This window comes from Roseateles sp. GW821-FHT09G09 (assembly GCF_059415965.1).
The window spans coordinates 81749-100648 of sequence record NZ_JBWKOG010000005.1; the positions used below are offsets into that span (position 1 = coordinate 81749).

At 71.0% G+C, this 18900-nt stretch carries 13 protein-coding genes; 7 read left to right on the forward strand and 6 right to left on the reverse strand.

Annotated features, from left to right (window positions below):
- Positions 1-65: 65 nt before the first annotated feature.
- From AC07O8_RS14565 to AC07O8_RS14590, 6 genes are all read right to left on the reverse strand, one after another.
- Positions 66-917 (reverse strand): alpha/beta hydrolase family protein, encoded by an 852-nt coding sequence (locus AC07O8_RS14565; RefSeq protein ID WP_495048713.1) that lies wholly within the window; start codon positions 915-917, stop codon positions 66-68.
- 328 nt (positions 918-1245) lie between these two features.
- The gene (locus AC07O8_RS14570; protein WP_088406167.1) at positions 1246-2460 is read right to left on the reverse strand and encodes an acetyl-CoA C-acyltransferase; all 1215 of its coding nucleotides are present in this window, start codon (positions 2458-2460) and stop codon (positions 1246-1248) included.
- A gap of 26 nt (positions 2461-2486) precedes the next feature.
- A complete protein-coding gene (locus AC07O8_RS14575) occupies positions 2487-4883 on the reverse strand; it encodes a 3-hydroxyacyl-CoA dehydrogenase/enoyl-CoA hydratase family protein (protein ID WP_495048714.1) in 2397 nt (798 codons plus the stop codon).
- A gap of 43 nt (positions 4884-4926) precedes the next feature.
- Entirely contained in the window at positions 4927-5388 is a 462-nt protein-coding gene (locus AC07O8_RS14580; protein WP_495048715.1) for a DUF2147 domain-containing protein, read from the reverse strand.
- Positions 5389-5474: 86 nt separating this feature from the next.
- A complete protein-coding gene (locus AC07O8_RS14585; protein ID WP_495048716.1) occupies positions 5475-7265 on the reverse strand; it encodes an acyl-CoA dehydrogenase C-terminal domain-containing protein in 1791 nt (596 codons plus the stop codon).
- A 54-nt stretch (positions 7266-7319) separates the two neighbouring features.
- On the reverse strand, positions 7320-8096 hold the full coding sequence (locus tag AC07O8_RS14590; RefSeq protein ID WP_495048717.1) for a TetR/AcrR family transcriptional regulator: 777 nt from the start codon (positions 8094-8096) through the stop codon (positions 7320-7322).
- A gap of 245 nt (positions 8097-8341) precedes the next feature.
- On the opposite strand from AC07O8_RS14590, the gene AC07O8_RS14595 reads away from it, so the two are divergent.
- Genes AC07O8_RS14595 through AC07O8_RS14625 form a run of 7 tightly spaced genes read left to right on the forward strand, consistent with a single transcriptional unit; the run spans position 8342 to position 18878 of the window.
- Complete coding sequence (locus AC07O8_RS14595; protein WP_495048718.1) at positions 8342-8914, forward strand: chemotaxis protein CheW; 573 nt, start codon at positions 8342-8344, stop codon at positions 8912-8914.
- A complete protein-coding gene (locus AC07O8_RS14600) occupies positions 8911-10446 on the forward strand; it encodes a CheR family methyltransferase (RefSeq protein WP_495048719.1) in 1536 nt (511 codons plus the stop codon). Before AC07O8_RS14595 ends, AC07O8_RS14600 begins: the two co-directional genes overlap by 4 nt.
- Positions 10443-11057: a chemotaxis protein CheW gene (locus AC07O8_RS14605; protein ID WP_495048720.1), complete on the forward strand. Its 615-nt coding sequence runs from the start codon at positions 10443-10445 to the stop codon at positions 11055-11057. Before AC07O8_RS14600 ends, AC07O8_RS14605 begins: the two co-directional genes overlap by 4 nt.
- Positions 11058-11073: 16 nt before the next feature.
- Entirely contained in the window at positions 11074-12534 is a 1461-nt protein-coding gene (locus AC07O8_RS14610; protein WP_495048721.1) for a CHASE3 domain-containing protein, read from the forward strand.
- Between the two features lie 49 nt (positions 12535-12583).
- Positions 12584-14737, forward strand: a complete 2154-nt coding sequence (locus AC07O8_RS14615; protein WP_495048722.1) for a hybrid sensor histidine kinase/response regulator — start codon at positions 12584-12586, stop codon at positions 14735-14737.
- Complete coding sequence (cheB, locus tag AC07O8_RS14620; RefSeq protein ID WP_495048723.1) at positions 14734-15876, forward strand: chemotaxis-specific protein-glutamate methyltransferase CheB; 1143 nt, start codon at positions 14734-14736, stop codon at positions 15874-15876. The genes AC07O8_RS14615 and cheB overlap by 4 nt, the downstream gene beginning before the upstream one ends.
- Positions 15873-18878 (forward strand): response regulator, encoded by a 3006-nt coding sequence (locus AC07O8_RS14625; protein ID WP_495048724.1) that lies wholly within the window; start codon positions 15873-15875, stop codon positions 18876-18878. The genes cheB and AC07O8_RS14625 overlap by 4 nt, the downstream gene beginning before the upstream one ends.
- Positions 18879-18900: the final 22 nt, after the last annotated feature.

Sequence of the window (18900 nt, forward strand, 5' to 3'; positions counted from 1 at the left end):
CTCGTTGGGTCTGCCGTTGCTCGACGGCTGGTGTTCGGATGATGGTGTTCAGGTGAATGTCGCGATCATGCCAGCCAGGCGCTGACCTGCGGCCAGAGGCTGCGCTCGAATCGATCGCGGAAGAAACCGAAATGGCCGATGCGGCGCTCGCCGATGTCCTTGGGAGCGATGCGGCGCATCTCCGGCCGCGCGCCGGCGTAGAAGCCGTGCAGGGACTCGGTGTTGCGGCGGGACATGAACTCGTCGTCGGTGAAGGCCAGCGAGAGCATGGGCACCGACAGCGATGCGTACTGCGCGCGCAGGGCGTCGCCGCCCTCGCCCATCATGTACTCGCGGTCCAGGCACCAGCGTCGCCATTGCGCCATCACGCCGCGCGGCAGGTCGCCGACCTTGCGCAGCTTGCGGCCCGGGAAGTAGCCGAAGGCCGGCAGCGCCAGCGGGACGACGACGTACCAGAGCCACCAGACGTAGCGGCGCAGGCCGATCGAGTTCTCGCGCCAGTAGCCGCTGCCGCAGCCCACCGTCACGGCGCGCGACACGCGGGATCGATTGGGCAGCATGCCCAGGATCTGGCCGCCGAGGCTGTGACCCAGCCAGTGGATCTCGCGGCGGTCGCCGAGCAGGCGGTCAAGGTGCGACAAGGCCGCGGCGGCGTCGCGCTCGGCCCAGGTGTGGATGTCGGCCTCGAGCCCTCGCAGGGAGCGCTTCATCGCGTCGGGACGCGAGGCGCCCATGCCGCGGTAGTCGAAGCTGAGCACCAGCCAGCCCTGCGACGCCATCCAGCGCGCGAAGGCCGCGTAGTAACGCTGCTCGACGCCCATCGCCGGAGCGATCAGCAATCCCGCTTTCGCGGTCGCCGCGTCGCCGTAGAGATGGCCTCGCAGCTCGAAGCCGTCTTCCGCTCGGAAACTGATCATCGCGATCTCCCCGGCAAGCCATGCAAGAGGCTTCAGTACTTCCACCGCCGCTGGCCCTCACCCCTGCCCTCTCCCGCAAGCGGGAGAGGGAGCAAGAAGGCCTCTGTACTTCCACCGTCGCTGGCCCTCACCCCTTCCCTCTCCCGCAAGCGGGAGAGGGAGCAAGGTCTACCGCTGCATTCGTTTGACACGGTAGCTCTCCCGCAAGCGGGAGAGGGAGAAAGAGGCGCCAACGCTGCGAGTGGAGCCAGTCGGACTCCCTCTCCCGCTTGCGGGAGAGGGTGGGGGTGAGGGCCAGCGGCCGGCGAAGTAATGCCAGACGCAGCGTTTACAGACGCTCGATGATGCCGGCAGCGCCTTGACCGGCGCCGACGCACATCGTGACCATGCCGTACTTGCCGCCGGTGCGACGCAGGCCGTGGATCACCGACGCCGCACGGATCGCGCCCGTCGCGCCCAGCGGGTGACCCAGGGCGATCGCGCCGCCGTTGGGGTTCACCTTGGATCGGTCCAGCACGATGCCCTTGCTGTCCAGATCGTTCAGCACCGCCAGCGACTGCGCGGCGAAGGCCTCGTTCAGCTCGATCCAGCCCAGGTCCTCGGCCTTGATGCCGGCCAGCTTCAACGCGGCCGGAATCGCCTCGATCGGGCCGATGCCCATGATCTCGGGCGGCACGCCGCGCACGGCGAAGGACACGAATCGCGCCAGCGGCGTCAGGCCGAAACGCTTCACCGCGGCTTCCGACGCCACGATCAGCGCGCCCGCGCCGTCCGAGGTCTGCGAGCTGTTGCCGGCCGTGACGCTGCCCTTGGCGGCGAACACCGGCTTGAGCTTGGCCAGGCCCTCCATCGACGTGTCCTTGCGCGGACCTTCGTCGGTGTCGACGATGCGGCTCTTGACGATGACGCCGTCACCGTTCAGGTCCGGTTGGCGGTCCTTCAACTCGAACGGGGTGATCTCGTCCTTGAAGAAACCGCCTTCGATCGCGGCCAGCGCGCGGCGGTGCGATTCCAGCGAGAACTCGTCCTGCGCCTGGCGCGAGACCTTCCACTTGTCGGCGACCTTCTCGGCCGTCAGACCCATGCCGTAGGCCAGGCCGATGTTCTCGTCGCGCTCGAAGATCGCGGGCGGGAACGAGGGCTTGTTGCCGCCCATCGGGACCATGGACATCGACTCGACGCCGCCGGCGATCATCACTTCGGATTCGCCGACGCGGATGCGGTCCGCCGCCATCGCCAGGGCGGTGATGCCCGACGCGCAGTAGCGGTTCACCGTCACGCCGCCCACCGTGTTCGGCAGGCCCGACAGCACGGCCGCGACGCGGGCGATGTTCATGCCCTGCTCCCCCTCGGGGAAGGAGCAGCCGATGATGGCGTCCTCGATCACCGACGGGTCCAGGCCCGGCACCTGGGCCATGGCGGCCTGGATGACGCGCGACAGCATCTCGTCCGGACGGGTGTTCTTGAAGTAGCCCCGGCCCGACTTGCCGATGGGCAGACGGGTGGCGGCGCAGATGTAGGCGTCTTGAACTTGCTTGCTCATGATGGATTCCTTGTGTGCCGCTCGGATCAGTTGCGGACCGGCTTGCCGGTCTGCAGCATGCCCATGATGCGTTCCTGGGTCTTGGGATGCTCGAGCAGGCTGCAGAAGTGCTTGCGCTCCAGCGACATCAGGTATTCCTCGGTCACCAGCGAACCCGCTTCGACTTCGCCGCCGCAGACGACGTCGGCGATCAGCGAGGCCAGGTGGAAGTCGTGCGCGCTGATGAAGCCGCCGTCACGCATGTTGGCCAGCTGGGCCTTCACGGTGGCGATGCCGGAACGGCCAGCAACCGGGAACTTGGCCTTCAGCGGGGCGCGATAACCGGAGTCCGCCATCGCCTTGGCCTGCGCCGTGGCGACGAACAGCAGCTCGTCCTTGTTGGGGACGATGATGTCGCTGTCGAGCAGGTAGCCCAGCTTCTGCGCTTCCAGCGCGGAGGTCGCCACCTTGGCCATCGCGGCGTTGGTGAAGCCGTCCTTCAGGAAGGCGAAGATGTCCGCGTTGGCGTTGCCGGCCGAGGCCATCTCCGCCGCGCGACGCGCGATGTAGGTCAGGCCGCCGCCGCCCGGGATCAGGCCGACGCCCACTTCCACCAGGCCGACATAGGACTCCATGTGCGCGACGCGGCGGGCGCAATGCACCGCCAGTTCGCAGCCGCCGCCCAGCGCCAGGCCGCGCATCGCGGCGATGACCGGGACGCTGGCGTAACGCACGCGCAGCATCATGTCCTGCAGCTTCTTCTCTTCCGGCGCGATGCCCTTGGCGCCCTTGGTCATGAAGACCGGCATCAGCGCTTCGAGGTTGGCGCCGGCGGAGAACACGTCGTCCGGCGACCAGATGACCAGGCCCTTGTACTTGGCCTCGGCGATCTCGACGGCCTTGAGCAGGCCTTCGGTCACCGTCGGGCTGATCAGGTGCAGCTTGGCGTTGATCGAGGCGATCAGCACTTCGCCGTCCAGCGACCAGACGCGGACTTCCTCGTTCTTGAACTCTTCGGTGCCGGCCTTCAGCGGCTCGACGGCGCCTTCGCCGACCAGCGCTTCGGGGAAGGCCTGGCGCTCATAGACCGGCAGCTTGGCGCGCGGCTTGAACTTGCCTTCGGCGGCGCTCCACGAGCCGTCCTTCGAGTGCACGCCGCCGTTCTCGGCGACCGGGCCTTCGAAGACCCAGGCGGGCAGCGGCGCGCTCGACAGCGTCTTGCCGGCGTCGATGTCGGCCTTGACCCACTCGGCGACCTGCTTCCAGCCGGCGGCCTGCCACAGCTCGAACGGGCCCTGCTGCGAGCCGAAGCCCCAGCGCATGGCGAAGTCGATCTCGCGCGCGGTGTCGGCGACGGTGTCCAGGTGCACGGCCACGTACTGGAAGGAGTCGCGCAGGATGGACCACAGGAACTGCGCCTGCGGGTTGGTCGATTCGCGCAGCAGCTTGATGCGGTCGGCGGCCGGCTTCTTCAGCATGCGCGCGACGATCTCTTCGGCCTTGCCGCCGCCGGCGACGTACTCGCCGGTGGCGAAGTCCAGGCGCTGGATGTCCTTGCCCACCTTCTTGTAGAAGCCCGCGCCGGCCTTCTGGCCCAGCGCGCCCTTCTCGATCAGGCCCGCCAGCACCTTGGGCGTGGCATAGGTCGAATAGAAGGGATCGTCCTTCAGGTTGTCCTGCATCGTCTTGACGACGTGCGCCATCGTGTCCAGGCCCACCACGTCCGCCGTGCGGAAGGTGCCCGACGAGGCGCGACCCAGCTTCTTGCCGGTCAGGTCGTCGACGACGTCGACGGACAGGCCGAACTTCTCGGCCTCGATCATCGTGGCCATCATGCCGGCGATGCCGACGCGGTTGGCGACGAAGTTCGGCGTGTCGTTGGCGCGCACGACGCCCTTGCCGACGGCGGAAGTCACGAAGCTTTCGAGTTGATCGATCACTTCCGGGTTGGTGGTCGGCGTGTTGATCAGCTCGACGAGGTACATGTACCGCGGCGGGTTGAAGAAGTGGATGCCGCAGAAGCGCGGCTTGATCGACTCGGGCAGCACTTCCGACAGCTTGGTGATCGACAGGCCCGAGGTGTTGGACGCCACGATCGCATGCGGCGCGACGAAGGGCGCGATCTTCGTGTACAGGTCCAGCTTCCAGTCCATGCGCTCGGCGATGGCCTCGATGATCAGATCGCAGTCCTTGAGCAGCTCGAGGTGTTCCTCGTAGTTGGCCTGCTGGATCAGTGCGGCGTTCTCGGCCACGCCCAGCGGCGCCGGCTTGAGCTTCTTCAGGCCCTCGACCGCCTTGGTCACGATGCCGTTCTTCGGGCCTTCCTTGGCGGGCAGGTCGAACAGGACGACCGGCACCTTCACGTTGACCAGATGGGCGGCGATCTGCGCGCCCATCACGCCGGCGCCGAGCACGGCAACCTTGCGAACTTGGAATCGACTCATGGTTTCTCCAATGAACATCCCGAGGATGTAGGAATGTGGTTGTTTATTCGACGCGGATCCAGGTCTGCGTGCGGCCGAGCATCGGCATGCCGACGAAACCGCGGACCTCGAGCTTCTTGCCTCCGTCGACCGGACGCAAGCGGACGCGATAGACCTTGCCGTTGCCCGGGTCGAGGATGTCCCCGCCGTCCCAGAGCGCGGCGTCGCCGACGTTCTTCTTGACGCCGCGCAGGATCGTCAGGCCGATGATGGGCTGGCCCTTGCGCTCGTCGCTGCATTCATCGCACTTCGCGTCCTGCTTGGCGGGATCGGTGATCTTCTCGATCTTGCCGGAGAGCACGCCGTTGACCTCGCTGATGCGCACCGTCGAGCGCTCCTGCTTGGTGTCGTCGTCGATGGTCTTCCAGACGCCGACCGGCGTCGTCGAGGTCGTCGCCTGCGCGAGCGCGAGGTTGGCGGACAGTCCGAGGCCCAGGGCGACGGCGGTGGCGAACAGCGGTTTCATCGTGTCTCTCTCCGTTTTTTGTCTTTGAACGCTGGAAGGGGGAACGCGGGCGCCCCGCTCGAGGGGGCGCCCGAGACGCTGTCGGTTTAGAACAGCGCCTCGTCCATTTCCATCAGCGGGTTCAGGCCGGCGCGGGCGGTGCGGATCAGGCTCGCGGTCTCGGGCAGCAGCTTGGCGAAGTAGAAGCGCGCCGTCGCCAGCTTGGCGGTGTAGAACGGATCGCCGCTGTCCTTCTTCTCCAGCGCCAGCTTGGCCATGCGCGCCCACATGTAGGCGAAGCACAGGTGACCCACGACGCGCAGGTAGTCCACCGCGGCGGCGCCGACTTCATCGGGGTTCTGGAAGGCCTTCATGCCGATCTCGGTGGTCAGCTTGGTGACCTTGTCGCCGATGTCGGCCAGCGGGTTGATGAACTCCTGCATCGCCTCGCTGGTGCCCTCTTCCTCGACGAACTCGGCGATCTTCTTGCCGAACTTCTTCAGCGTCGCGCCGTTGTTGCCCAGGATCTTGCGGCCCAGCAGGTCCAGCGACTGCACGGTGTTCGTGCCTTCGTAGGTCATGTTGATGCGCGAGTCGCGCACGAACTGCTCCATGCCCCACTCGTGGATGTAGCCGTGGCCGCCGAAGACCTGCATGCAGTGCGAGGTCGCGATCCAGGCGTTGTCCGAGATGAAGGCCTTGATGATGGGCGTCAGCAGGGCGACCTCGTCCTCGCAGGCCTTGGCCTCGTCCGCGTCGTCGCTGGCCAGCGCCTTGTCCAGCTGCAGCGCGGTGTAGGCCGACAGGGCGCGGCCGCCTTCGGCATAGGCGCGCGCGGTCAGCAGCATCTTGCGGACGTCGGGGTGGACGATGATCGGATCGGCCGGCTTGTCCGGCGACTTCGGGCCCGACAGGGCGCGCATCTGGATGCGGTCCTTGGCGTAGACGACGGCGTTCTGGTATGCCACTTCGGTCAGGCCCAGCGACTGGTTGCCGACGCCCAGGCGGGCGGCGTTCATCATCACGAACATCGCCTGCAGGCCCTTGTGCGGCTGGCCGACCAGCGTGCCGACGGCGCCGTCCAGCACGATCTGCGCCGTGGCGTTGCCGTGGATGCCCATCTTGTGTTCCAGGCCGCCGCAGTAGACCGGGTTGCGCTCGCCCAGCGCGCCGTCGGCCTTGACGTTGAACTTGGGCACGACGAACAGCGAGATGCCCTTGGAGCCTTGCGGCGCGTCCGGCAGGCGCGCCAGCACCAGGTGGATGATGTTCTCGGCCAGGTCGTGCTCGCCGGCGGAGATGAAGATCTTCTGGCCGGTGATCTTGTAGGTGCCGTCCGCCTGCGGCTCGGCCTTGGCGCGCAGCAGGCCCAGGTCGGTGCCGCAATGCGGTTCGGTCAGGCACATCGTGCCGGTCCACACGCCCGAGGTCAGCTTGGGCAGGTAGGTGGCCTTCTGCTCGGGCGTGCCGTGCGCGTGCAGCGCCTCATACGCGCCGTGGCTCAGGCCCGGGTACATCGTCCAGGCCTGGTTGGCCGAGTTCATCATCTCGTACATGAACTGGTTCAGCAGGACCGGCAGGCCCTGGCCGCCGAACTCCGGATCGCACGACAGCGCGGGCCAGCCGCCTTCGACGTACTGCGCGTAGGCTTCCTTGAAGCCCTTGGGCGCCTTGACCTCGTGCGTGGCCTTGTCCAGCGTGCAGCCTTCCTGGTCGCCCGACAGGTTGATCGGGGTCAGGACTTCCGAGGCGAACTTGCCGCCCTCTTCCAGCACCGCGTTGATGGTGTCCTCGTCGATCTCGGCATGCGCGGGCAGCAGTTTCAGCTCGTCGACCGCGTGCAGCAGTTCGTGCAGCACGAACTGCATGTCGCGCAGGGGCGGGTTGTACTGGGGCATGGGGGCTCTCCTGAGGAATGGTTCTGTGAAAGGATCGGAAGGGACTCGCCCCGCTCAGGCGCGCTTGCGGCCCGGGGCCGCGGCCCCGGTGACGCCGGAAGTGGCGGTGGCGGTGGCGGATTGGGGCGGCGTCTGCCGCGTCTCGGCGTCGGCCTTGCGGCCGGCCGGCGTGGCGAAGCTGTCGAGGATGCGCTCCAGGCCCGTGCGGGCCCGGGCCAGCGCGCCGTCGCTGCGCAGGAAACGCGCGTCGTGATGCAAGGACAGGATCAGGCCGTGCATCTCGAAGAGGACCTGGTCCGGATCGGCGTCCGGCGCGAGGTGGCCGACCTCCTGCGCCAGCAGGATGGCCTTGCGGATCGCGGCATGCCAGTCGCGCACCATGCCGACCAGCGCGTCGCGCACGAGGCCCGGCCGGTCGTCGAATTCGACGGCGCCGCTGATGTAGATGCAGCCCGAGTCGACCTCGACCGAGGTCCGGTGCACCCAGCGCTCGAACAGCGCGCGCAGGCGCGGCAGGCCGCGCGGCTGGCGGATCGCGGTGTAGAAGACTTCTTCCTCGAACTTGGCGTGGTACTCGCGCACCACGGCGATCTGCAGTTCCTCGCGCGAGCCGAAATGGGCGAAGACACCGGACTTGCTCATCTTCGTCACATCGGCGAGCGCGCCGATGGACAGCCCCTCCAGCCCCATGTGCGAGGCCAGGCCCAGCGCCGCGTCGAGGATCGCGGCACGGGTCTGCGCGCCCTTGTGCAGCGAGCGCGAGCCGCTGCGCGACGAGGCGATCGGCTTGGCGGCCACTGGCTTGGCGGAGGTGAAGGAAGAGGTGGACACGGTGCCCGGAATAATAAAACGAACGATCGTTCTATTTTGAGCAGTTCCGGGCCGGAAACGCAATCCTTGACCACCCTTTTTTAGTGATGCCGGCCTAAAAACCAGCCACGGGTTTACCCGCACCCGTGGGCGCCGCCTTCTCTGCGACGCTGGGTCTCCTGCGGGGCGGCGGCGCCGAAGTGACCTTCGCCAGCGCGGGCCCGCCGGATGCCGGCATAGACTGGCACAAACAGGGAGCCAGAAGAATGCACAAGCCATCGAATGGCGCGATGGGGGTGTTCCGGGTTCTGGTGTGCAGGGTCCAGTCCCGGTTGTGCGGCCTGCCGCTGGATGCCGTCGAGGAGACCTTGCGTCCGCAGCCGCTGCGGCCGCTGGCGTCGCCGCCGGTCCACGTCCAGGGCCTGGCGCGCATCCGCGGCGACTGGGTGCCCGTCGTCGACCTGACCGGCCTGCTGGGCCTCGAGCCCGTCGCGCCCCGCCGCTACGTCGTCGTGCGCGCCGGCGAGCGCCGCGTCGCGCTGGCCGTGACCGAGGTCCTCGGCCTGCAGGCCCTGCCCGCCGGCACCGTGCGCGACCTGCCCCCGCTGCTGCGCGATCGCGCGCACGGCGCCATCGCCGCGCTGGCGGAACGCGACGACGACCTGATCGCCGTGCTCGATCAAGCCCGCCTGCTGCCGGCCGAGACGCTGTCCTCGCTGTCCTCGCCGGCCTCGCCGTCCTCGCTCCCCGACGCCCTCGGCGCCGCCATGGAACAGACCGGACGGGCCGCAGGGTCCGGCGGAGCGACATCGCCGCCTCGCGCGGGAGCCGGCTCATGACGCGCGCCGCGCCCGCCGCCGTCGACTTCCCTCCGTTGCTGCCGCGGCTGCGGGCCCTGCTCGCCGCCCGGCTCGGGCTGCACTTCGACGACCGCCAGGACGACCGCCTCACCGCGGCGCTCGCGCGCGTCGCGGGGCCGGTCGGCCCGGAGCGCTTCCTCGACCAGATGGAGCTCGCGCCGACACGGGCGCGGCTCGACGCGCTGGCGGTGGAGCTGACCGTCGGCGAGACCTTCTTCTTCCGGCATGCCGAGCAGTTCGACGCGCTGCGCTTCGACCTGCTGCCATCGATGGTGCGCGGGATGTCGGCGTCTGCGCACGGCGCGTCGGGAAGCGTCGGTGGACAACCCGGTCGGCCATCTGGAGGGCAGTCAGGCGGGCAGTCAGGCGGGCAGGTCGGCGGCCCTGGCAGGCGGCTACGTGCGTTGTCCGCCGGCTGCGCCAGCGGCGAGGAGGCCTACACCCTCGCGATCACCCTGCACCGCGCCGGCCTGCAGGCCCAAGGCATCGATTGGGACGTGCTCGCGGTGGACCTGAACCCGGCCGCGCTGGCGCGCGCCGCGGCGGCCCGCTACGGCGAGTGGAGCCTGCGCGCGACGCCGCAGGAGCAGCGCGACCTCTGGTTCCACCGCGCCGATCCCGGCATGTGGACGCCGCTGCCGGCGATCCGCGAGCGCGTGCGCTTCGCGCAGCGTCACCTCGGGCTGCCGGATGCGATGTTCTGGGCGCCCGGCAGTTTCGACATCATCTTCTGCCGCAACGTGCTGATCTACTTCGAGCCCCGCGCCCTGCACCAGGCGATCCGCAATCTGACCGGCGCGCTGGCGCCGGGCGGCACGCTCTTCCTGGGCCACGCAGAGACCTTGCGCGGCAAGGACGTGGCGCAGGAGGCCGGCCTGGTGCTGCGACAGGCGCACGGCTGCTTCTTCTACCGGCGCGAGACGCCCGGGAACGCCGGCGCCTGGCCCCTCGCATGGTCGGCGACGGCGGCACCCGCGCAGCGGCCCGTCGCCGCCACCGCCGACGGCCCGGCCTCCCTGGCCCCCCTTGCGGGTTCTGAACGGGCCTCGGACGCTGCCGTCGCGCAGACGCTGTCGGGCGTCCCCGGCCGGGATGACGCCGCCGACCAGGCCCTGCTCGACGAAGCGCTGCAACTGATCGAATCCGGCCAGGTGGAGGACGGCCTGCGCGCCTGCGCGCGGCTGGTCTCGCCCGGCACCCCGGCGGCGCTGCAGGCCGAGGGGCTGTACCTGCACGGGCTGGCCATGGAAGAACGCGGCCAGTTGCCCGCCGCCGAGTGGCACCACCAGCGCGCCGCCGCCAAGGACGCGTCCTTCGCGCTGCCCCACCTGCGGCTGGGCCTGCTCGCCCGCCGCCGCGGCGAGGTCGTCGCCGCGCGCCGCGAGCTGGCCCGGGCGCTCGAACTGCTGGCCGACGAATCGACCGGGCGGCTGCGCCGCTTCGGCGGCGGCTTCGACCGCGACGACCTGCGGCGCCTGTGCCGCGACGAGATGCAGGAGACCCGCGCATGACGCAAGCGTCCCGCGAGCTGCTGGCCGAATGGCGCGAGTCCTTCGACCGCTCGTTCGGCGAGCCCCGCCGCCAGGCCGACGACGAGGCGGTCCTCGACGTGCTGGGCATACGGATTGCCGGCGACCCGTTCGCCCTGAACTTGGCCGACCTGGCCGGACTGACACCCGCCATGCCCGCCGCCCCGTATCCCGCCGCCGCCCCCGGGCTGCTCGGACTCGCGGGTCATCAGGGTCAGGTCTTGCCGCTGTACGACCTGCAGGCGCTGATCGGCCGCGGCCCCGCGGGCGACGTGCGCTGGTGGGCGATCGCGCGCGCGGCGCCGCTCGCGCTGGCCTTCGAGGGATTCGACGGCCAGTGGCGGCTCGCCGCCGGCGACCGGCTGCAGCAGAACGACACCGCCGGCACCGGCTGGGCCGTGCGTTGCGGCGGCGCGCTGCGCCCGCTGATCGAGCTCGACGGCCTGATCGCCGCCGTCACGGCCAACGCGCGGGTCGGCGCCGAGCACGAGGCCTCGACATCGACATCGACATCGACATCGACATCGACATCGACGTCGACGTCCACGACCGCCTTCACGACAACAACCAGCGCCGGCACCGCCGGACGATGACAGGGAGACCCGTGCCATGTGGACCTTCGGAAGAAAGCTGTCGGTGGGCTTCGCGCTGTCCTTCGCGCTGCTGCTGCTCATCGGGATCCTGGCCTACCGCGGCGTCGACGTCATGACGCAGACCAGCTACCAGGTCGCCCGCACGCATGCGGCGGTGGGCCACATCGGCGCGCTGATGAGCTACATGAAAGATGCCGAGACGGCGCAGCGCGGTTACCTGCTGACCGGCGAGGATCCTTACCTCGAGCCCTATCGCAGCGCCCTCGCCAACGTGCCGCGCGTGCTGGCGGAACTCAAGCCGATGCTCCGCGACAGTCCCGCGCAGCAGACCCGGTTCAACCAGGCCGTCACGATGATCGACGGGCTCATGCAACTGCACAAGGACCGCATCGAGACGCGGCGCGCCAGCGGCCTGGACACCAGCTTGAAGACGGTGGCGCTGGGCGAGGGCAAGCGCCGCATGGATGAGCTGCGCGCGGTCGTCGGCCAGATGGAGGAGGAAGAGAACGAGGTGCTGCGCGAGCGCGCGCGGGAGGTCGAGTCCACCGCCGCCACGGTGCGGGCGGCGATCATCTGGGGCACGGTGGCGGGCGCGCTGCTGGTGCTGATCGCGGCGCTGACGCTGAGCCGCGCGCTGAGCGGGCAGGTCGGCACGGCGGTGAAGCATGTGCAGCGATCGTCGGCGGAGCTGCAGGCCGCGGCGAACCAGCAGGCCGCGGGCGCGCGCGAAACGGCGACCTCGATGACCGAGATCTCGACCACCATCTCCGAGCTGCTGGCGACCTCGCGCCAGATCGCCGACAGCGCGCAGCGCGTGGTGGTCATCGCGGAACAGACGGCCGGCCTGGCCCGCAGCGGCGACGGCACGCTGCAGTCCGCGCGCGAAAGCATCGCCGCGATGCGGCGGCAGATCGACCTCGTCGTCGACCACATGCTGGACCTGGGCCGCAAGTCGCAGCAGATCGGCGTGGTGCTGGACCTGGTCGGCGAGCTGGCCGAGCAGACCAACATCCTGGCGATCAACGCGACGATCGAGGCGACCGTGGCCGGCGACGCCGGCCGGCGCTTCAGCGTCGTGGCGGACGAGATCCGCAAGCTCGCCGACCGCATGACGGCGTCGACCAAGGAGATCCGGCTCCAGATCGACGACGTGCGCGGCGCGGTCAACACCACCGTGATGGCGACCGAGACCGGCTCCAAGGCGGTGGACGCGGGCGCGCGCCAGTTCGACGACGTCGCCGCGAGCTTCGCCAAGATCGCCGGCCAGGTCGTCACGACCACCGACGCCGCGCGCGAGATCGAGCTCTCCACCAAGCAGCAGGCGACCGCGGTCGAGCAGTTGAACGTCGCGCTGTCCAACACGGCGCAGGCGTCGCGCGAGACCGAGGCGAGTTCCGGCCAGACCTCGCAGACCGCCACCGAGCTGGCGGAGATGTCGCGCGACCTGCTGCGCCTGGTGCAGTCGCAGCCCACCTGATCGATGACCTGACCAACGACCTGACCGGCGACCTGATCGAGACACCCCCGTGGCCAAGGACCCCTACCGCTTCTTCCGCGTCGAAGCCCGCGATCTGCTGCGGCAGATGAGCGAGGCCGTGCTCGCCGCCGAGCAGGCGCCCGCGCCCGACCTGCCGCCCCGGCTGCTGCGGCTGTCCCACACGCTCAAGGGTGCCGCGAGCGTGGTGCGCCTGCCCGCCATCGCGGCGCAGGCGCATGCGATCGAGGACCTGCTGACGCCGCTGCGCGACACCGGCGACGCGCCGGGCCGGGCCGAGCTCGACGCGCTGCTGACGCTGATCGACGCGACGCAGGCGTCGATCACGGCGCTTGACACGCCGGCGCCGGCGGCAGGCGCGGGATCGCCGGCGTCTGCGTCCTCGCCGGCGGGCGGCCTCGCGCCCGCTGCGACGCGCGCGGGCCAGGCCGACGCGGCGGGAGGTTCCGGCACGACGGGCGCCGCCGCTGCCAGCCCGCAGGCCGATGCGGTCGGCCTGCTCTCCGCGACGGCATCCCGTCCCGATCCGGTCGACGATCCCGTCGGCGCGATGCTGACGATTCCGCAGCTGATGCCCGAGGAGGTCGACGGCCTGCTGGCCGACATCGCGCGCACGCAGGGTCACCTCGCGCCGCTGGAGCGCGCCGGCGTGCTGCTGCGCGAGCTGCGCGGCGCGCTGGAAGGTCAGCAGGAGACGCTGGCCGGCCCGCTGGCGCGCATCGAGGACCAGATCGAGCGCGGCGCGCGCCAGCTCGCGCGCGAGCTCGTCGCCCTGCGCGACAGCGCCGAGCAGCTGCGGCTGCTGCCGGCGTCGCAGCTGTTCGCGCCGCTGCAGCGGGCGGCGCGCGATGCCGCACGCTCGCAGGACAAGCAGGCGCGGCTGACCGGCCACGGCGGCGACGTGAAGCTCGAGGCCGCGCTGCTGAACGCCCTCTCCGGCGCGCTGGTGCAGATGGTCCGCAACGCCGTGGCGCACGGCATCGAATCGCCGGCCGAGCGCATCGCCGCCGGCAAGCCGCCGCAAGGCCTCATCGAACTGCGCATCGAGCGTCGCGGTCGCGAGGTCCTGTTCTGCTGCTCGGACGACGGCGCCGGTCTGGATCTCGACGCCGTGCGCCGCACCGCCGTCGACAAGGGCGTGCCCGGCGCGGCGCGGCTGGATGACGCGGCCCTCATCGAACGCCTGCTGCGCGGCGGCCTGAGCACGGCGCGGCGCGTCGACGCCCTGGCCGGGCGCGGCGTCGGCATGGACCTGGTGCGCGACACGGCGGACCGGCTCGGCGGCCGCTTGACGCTGCGCAGCCGGCGCGGCGAAGGCACGACGGTCGAGCTCTGCGTCCCGCTGCAGTTGGCCGCCCTGCGCGCGATCCGGCTGTGCGCCGGCACCGTGTCGGCCTGGGTCCCGCTGGAAGCCGTCGAATGCGTGCTGCAGCGACCCGAACTGAACGGCTCGCATGTGGCCGTCGGCGACGAGCTGCTCCCCCATCTCTCCCTGGCCGAGGCGCTGCGCCCCGGCGTCGCGGCCCCGCCGCCGCGTTCGGCGCTGGTGCTGCGCGCCGGCGGTCAGCGCGCGGTGCTGGGCGTGGATTCGCTCGACGGCGTGACCAGCGTCGTGCTGCGGCCCCCGCCGGCCTTGCTGCCGCCCTCGCCGCTGATCTCCGGCCTGGCGCTGGACGCGGCGCGGCAGCCGGTCCCGGTGCTCGCGCCCGAAGGCCTGATCGCCGCGGCGCGCCAGGCGCGGCCCCGCCCGGTCGCGGCGCCGGCCCGGACCGGCACGATCCTGGTCATCGACGACTCGCTCACCACGCGCATGCTGGAGCAGAGCATCCTCGAGGCCGCCGGCTACCGCGTGCACATGGCCGCCTCCGCCGAGGACGGCCTGGAGGCCGCGAAGCGCGAGCGTTATGCGCTGATCCTGTGCGACGTGGAGATGCCGGGCATGGACGGTTTCGAATTCATGTCGCGCATCCGCGGCGACGCGGCGCTGCGCGACATCCCGGCGGTGCTGGTCACCTCGCGCAACGCGCCGGAGGACCTCGCGCGCGGCAAGGCCGTCGGCGCGGACGGCTACATCGTCAAGGGCGAGTTCGCGCAGAACGAATTCCTCGCGCAGGTCGCGCGCCTGGTCGCGCGCTCGGCGGACGCGGCCGCCGGCGGCGCGGCGCGCCAGGGAGCGGCGGCATGAGCAGCGGCATCGGAAGCACCGGCGGCGTGGGCGGCGGCACCGGCGGCATCGGCGGTCTGGGCGGCAGCGCGCCGCCGTCGACGAAGACGCTGCGGGTGCTGGTGGTCGAGGACTCGATCACCGTGATGGCGCATATCCGCGAGGTCCTGGCCGCGCAGCGCGACATCGAGGTCGTCGGGGAAGCCCACGACGGCGCGCGGGCCGTGGCGCTGTGCCAGCAGCTGCGTCCGGACGTCGTCTCGATGGACATGATGCTGCCGGGCATGGACGGCCAGGCGGCGACGGAAGCCATCATGGCCCACTGCCCGACGCCCATCCTGATCGTCTCGTCCTCGACCAACCGCGGCGAACTGCTGCGCACCTACGAGGCGCTGGCCGCCGGCGCCGTCGAGGTGCTGGAGAAACCCAGCGCCGGCCAGCCCGAGGGCGAATGGGAACAGCGCTACGTCACGCTGCTGCGGCTGGTGGCGCGGATCCGCGTCATCACGCATGTGCGCGCGCGCATCGGCGGCCGGCCCGCCGCGCGCGTCCCGGCGCCGCCGCCGATGCCGCGTCGCGCGGTGCTGGCGCTGGGCGCGTCCACCGGCGGTCCGGGCGCGCTGATGAAGGTGCTGCAGGCGCTGCCCGCGCCCGCGCCGCTGCCGGTGCTGATCGTGATGCACATCAACGCCGTCTTCAGCCGCGGCTTCGCCGAATGGCTGGACGCGCAGACGCCGCACCGCGTGCGCTACGCCCACGGCGGCGAGCGCCTGCGCGACCTGGCCGGCCAGGTGGTCCTGGCGCCGCCGGACGTGCACCTGGTCGTGCGCGGCGGACAACTCGAGCTCACTCACACGCCGCCGCGCCATTCGTGCCGGCCGTCGGTGGACGAGCTTTTCGAATCCCTGGCCGCGGAGAGCGGTCCGGGCGTCGCGGCGGCACTGCTGACCGGCATGGGACGCGACGGGGCGCAAGGCCTGCTCGCGATCCGCCGCGCCGGCGGCGCGACGCTGGCGCAGGATGAAGCCAGTTCGATGGTCTACGGCATGCCGCGCGAGGCCGCCCAGCTGGGCGCCGCCGAGCGCGTGCTGACGCTGGCCGACATCGGACCCGCCCTGATGGGCTTGAGCGGCATGGCCTGGGGAGGGGCCCACACATGAACAAGAGAACCCTCATCGTCGAAGACAGCCTGACGGTCCGGATGGACCTGCGGGAGGCGCTCGAGGACGCCGGCTTCGACTGCGTCGAATGCGCGACGCTGGCGCAGGCCCGGGCCGCCCTGGCCGACGGCATGCCCGCGCTGGTCCTGCTGGACAACCAGCTGCCCGACGGCGACGGCGGCAGCTGGCTGGCCGAGCTGCGCGCCACGCCGCGCGGCGGCGCCGACTGCATCGTGCTGATCCTGTCCAACGCCTCGCAGGCCGGCGACCGGCTGCGCGGCATCGCGCACGGCGCGGACGAGTACGTCGGCAAGCCCTACGACCGCACCTACGTCGTCGACCGCGCCCGCGAGCTGGTGCGCCAGCGGCAGGCCCGCGTGGCGACGCCGGACCCGCATGTCGCCACGGTGCTGCTGATCGACGACAGCGAGACCTTCCGGGAGGCGCTGTGCGACGCGCTGGAACCGCAAGGCTACGACATCCACATGGCCGCTCACGGCGAGGAAGGCCTGCGCCAGGCCGCGGCGCTGCGGCCCAACGCGGTGATCGTGGACCAGCACATGCCGGGCATCGACGGCGCCGCGGTGATCCGCCGGCTGCGGCTGGACCCGGCGCTGCGCCACACGCCCTGCCTGCTGCTGACCGCGGACGAAGGCCCGGAAGCGGAGCTGCGCGCGCTGGAGGCCGGTGCCGACGCGTTCGCGCGCAAGCAGGACGACGTGGACCTGATCCTGGCGCGCGTCGCCGCGATGCTGCGCAGCGCCAAGTCCAGCGTGCCCGAACAGGGCGCGAGCCTGTCCGGTCCCAAGCGCCTGCTGCTGGTCGACGACAGCGCCAACGTGCTGGCGGAGCTGGGCGCCACGCTGCGCGACGACGGTTACGACGTGATCGCCGCCGGCACCGGCGAGCTGGCGTTGGAGCTGCTGGCGGTGCAACCGGTGGATGCCGTGCTGCTCGACGTGCAGATGCCGGGCATCGGCGGACTGGAGACCTGCCGGCGCATCAAGGCCGCGCCGGCCCTGCGCGACATCCCGGTGGTGCTGCTGACGGCCTTCGAGGGGCGGGCCTCGATGCTGGCCGGGCTCGAGGCCGGCGCCGACGACTACGTCGTCAAGGCCAACGGCGAGGTCGAGCTGCTCAAGGCCCGGCTGCGCGCGCAGTTGCGTCGCAAGCAGTTCGAGGACGAGGCCCGCCGCGTCCACGCCGAGCTGCACAGCAGCGCGATGGAGGCCGCCGAGGCGCGCGCCGCGCGGGACCTGGCCGACAGCCGCGCCGAGCTGCTGGCCGTGCTGCAGCAGCGCAACGACGCGCTGGAGCAGCTCAACGCCGAACTCAGCCGCGCCAGCAGCGCCAAGACCGCCTTCCTGTCGACCATGTCGCACGAGCTGCGCACGCCGTTGAACGCCGTCATCGGCTTCGCGCAGCTGATGCGCGACGGCGCGGCGGGACCGGTCAGCGATCGCCAGTCCGAGTTCTGCAACCACATCCACAACGCGGGGCAGCATCTGCTGTCGCTGGTCAACGACCTGCTGGACATGGCCAAGATCGAGGCCGGCCGGGTCGACCTGGACATCGAGCCGGTCGACCTCGACGAGCTGCTGCGCGACGCGCTGACCATCGTCCAGGAGCGCGCGCGGCTGAACCGCATCCAGATGGACTTCTTCGGCGTCGGCGGCAACCAACGGCTGTGCGTCGACCGCCGCCGGCTGCGGCAGATCATCTACAACCTGCTGTCCAACGCCGCGAAGTTCACGCCCAAGGGCGGGAACATCCGGCTCGAGGCGCGCCGCGTGACGCGGCTCCGCGCCCGTGAGGCGCTGCCGGGCTTCCCGGACGGGCGACGCTCGGAACTGCCGGACAGCGAGTACGGCGAGTTCATCCAGATCAGCGTCACCGACAACGGCATCGGCATCCCGCCGGAGGGGCTGGACAAGCTCTTCCAGCCCTTCAACCAGGTCCGCAACGTGCTGACGCACAAGGTCGAGGGCACCGGCCTGGGACTGGCGACGGTGGCGCGCCTGGTGCAGCTGCACGGCGGCGCGGTGGCCGTGAGCAGCGCGCCGGACAAGGGCAGCTGCTTCACCTGCTGGCTGCCGTGGCGCGATCCGGTGGTGCCCGACGTCATCCTGCCGGACGAGCCCGGCGCGCGCCCGCTGGCGCTGGTGATCGAGCACAACGCGCCGGCCGCGGCGCTGATGCAGACGCAGCTGAACGCGGCGGGCTTCCGCGTGCGCCACGTGGCCTCCGCGGAGGCGGCCTTGGAGCTCGCGCCGCAGCTGCGGCCCGACCTGATCACGCTGGAGGTCAACCTGCCGGGCGGGCTGGACGGTTGGGAGCTGCTGTCGCGCCTGAAGAACCTGCCGGGCTGGGCGCACATCCCGGTGGTGGTGGTGTCGGTCGACGCGGGGCAGGAGGTGGCCTTGTCGCTCGGCGCGTCGGCGGTGCTGCACAAGCCGGTCTCGCGCAAGGCGCTGAGCAAGGAGCTGGAGATGCTCGGCTTCAAGCCGACGGCCACGCGCAAGTTCCTGGTGCTGGCGATCAGCGACGCGCCGGGGGACCTGCAATCGCTCAGCGCGCACCTGTCGCAGCCGGGCTTCTCGGTGCTGCGCGCGACCGGCGGCAAGGAAGGCATCGAGCTCGCGCGCCGCCACGTGCCCGACCTGATCGTGCTGGACCTGCTGATGACCGAGGTCGACGGCATCGGCGTCGTCGAGGCGCTGCAGCGCGACCCGTTGACGGCGGCGATCCCGGTGATCGTCGTGGCGGCCTCGCAGCTGACGACGCGCGACCGCGAGCTGCTGAACCGCCACGTGCAGCGCGCGACCGCCGTCCGCGATCCGGCCGTCGACGGCGCGGGGCCGACGCCGGCACCGGGCGCACCGGGCGCACCGGGGGCGCCGGGCGCCCGCGGGCCGTCCCAGCCTCAGGGACACTTCATGGACGAGGTCAAGCGCGCGATCAGCCGCACGAGCTGGGGCGACCTCGATCCGCTGGACGAATGACCACGGCCAGCACCTGTGCCGA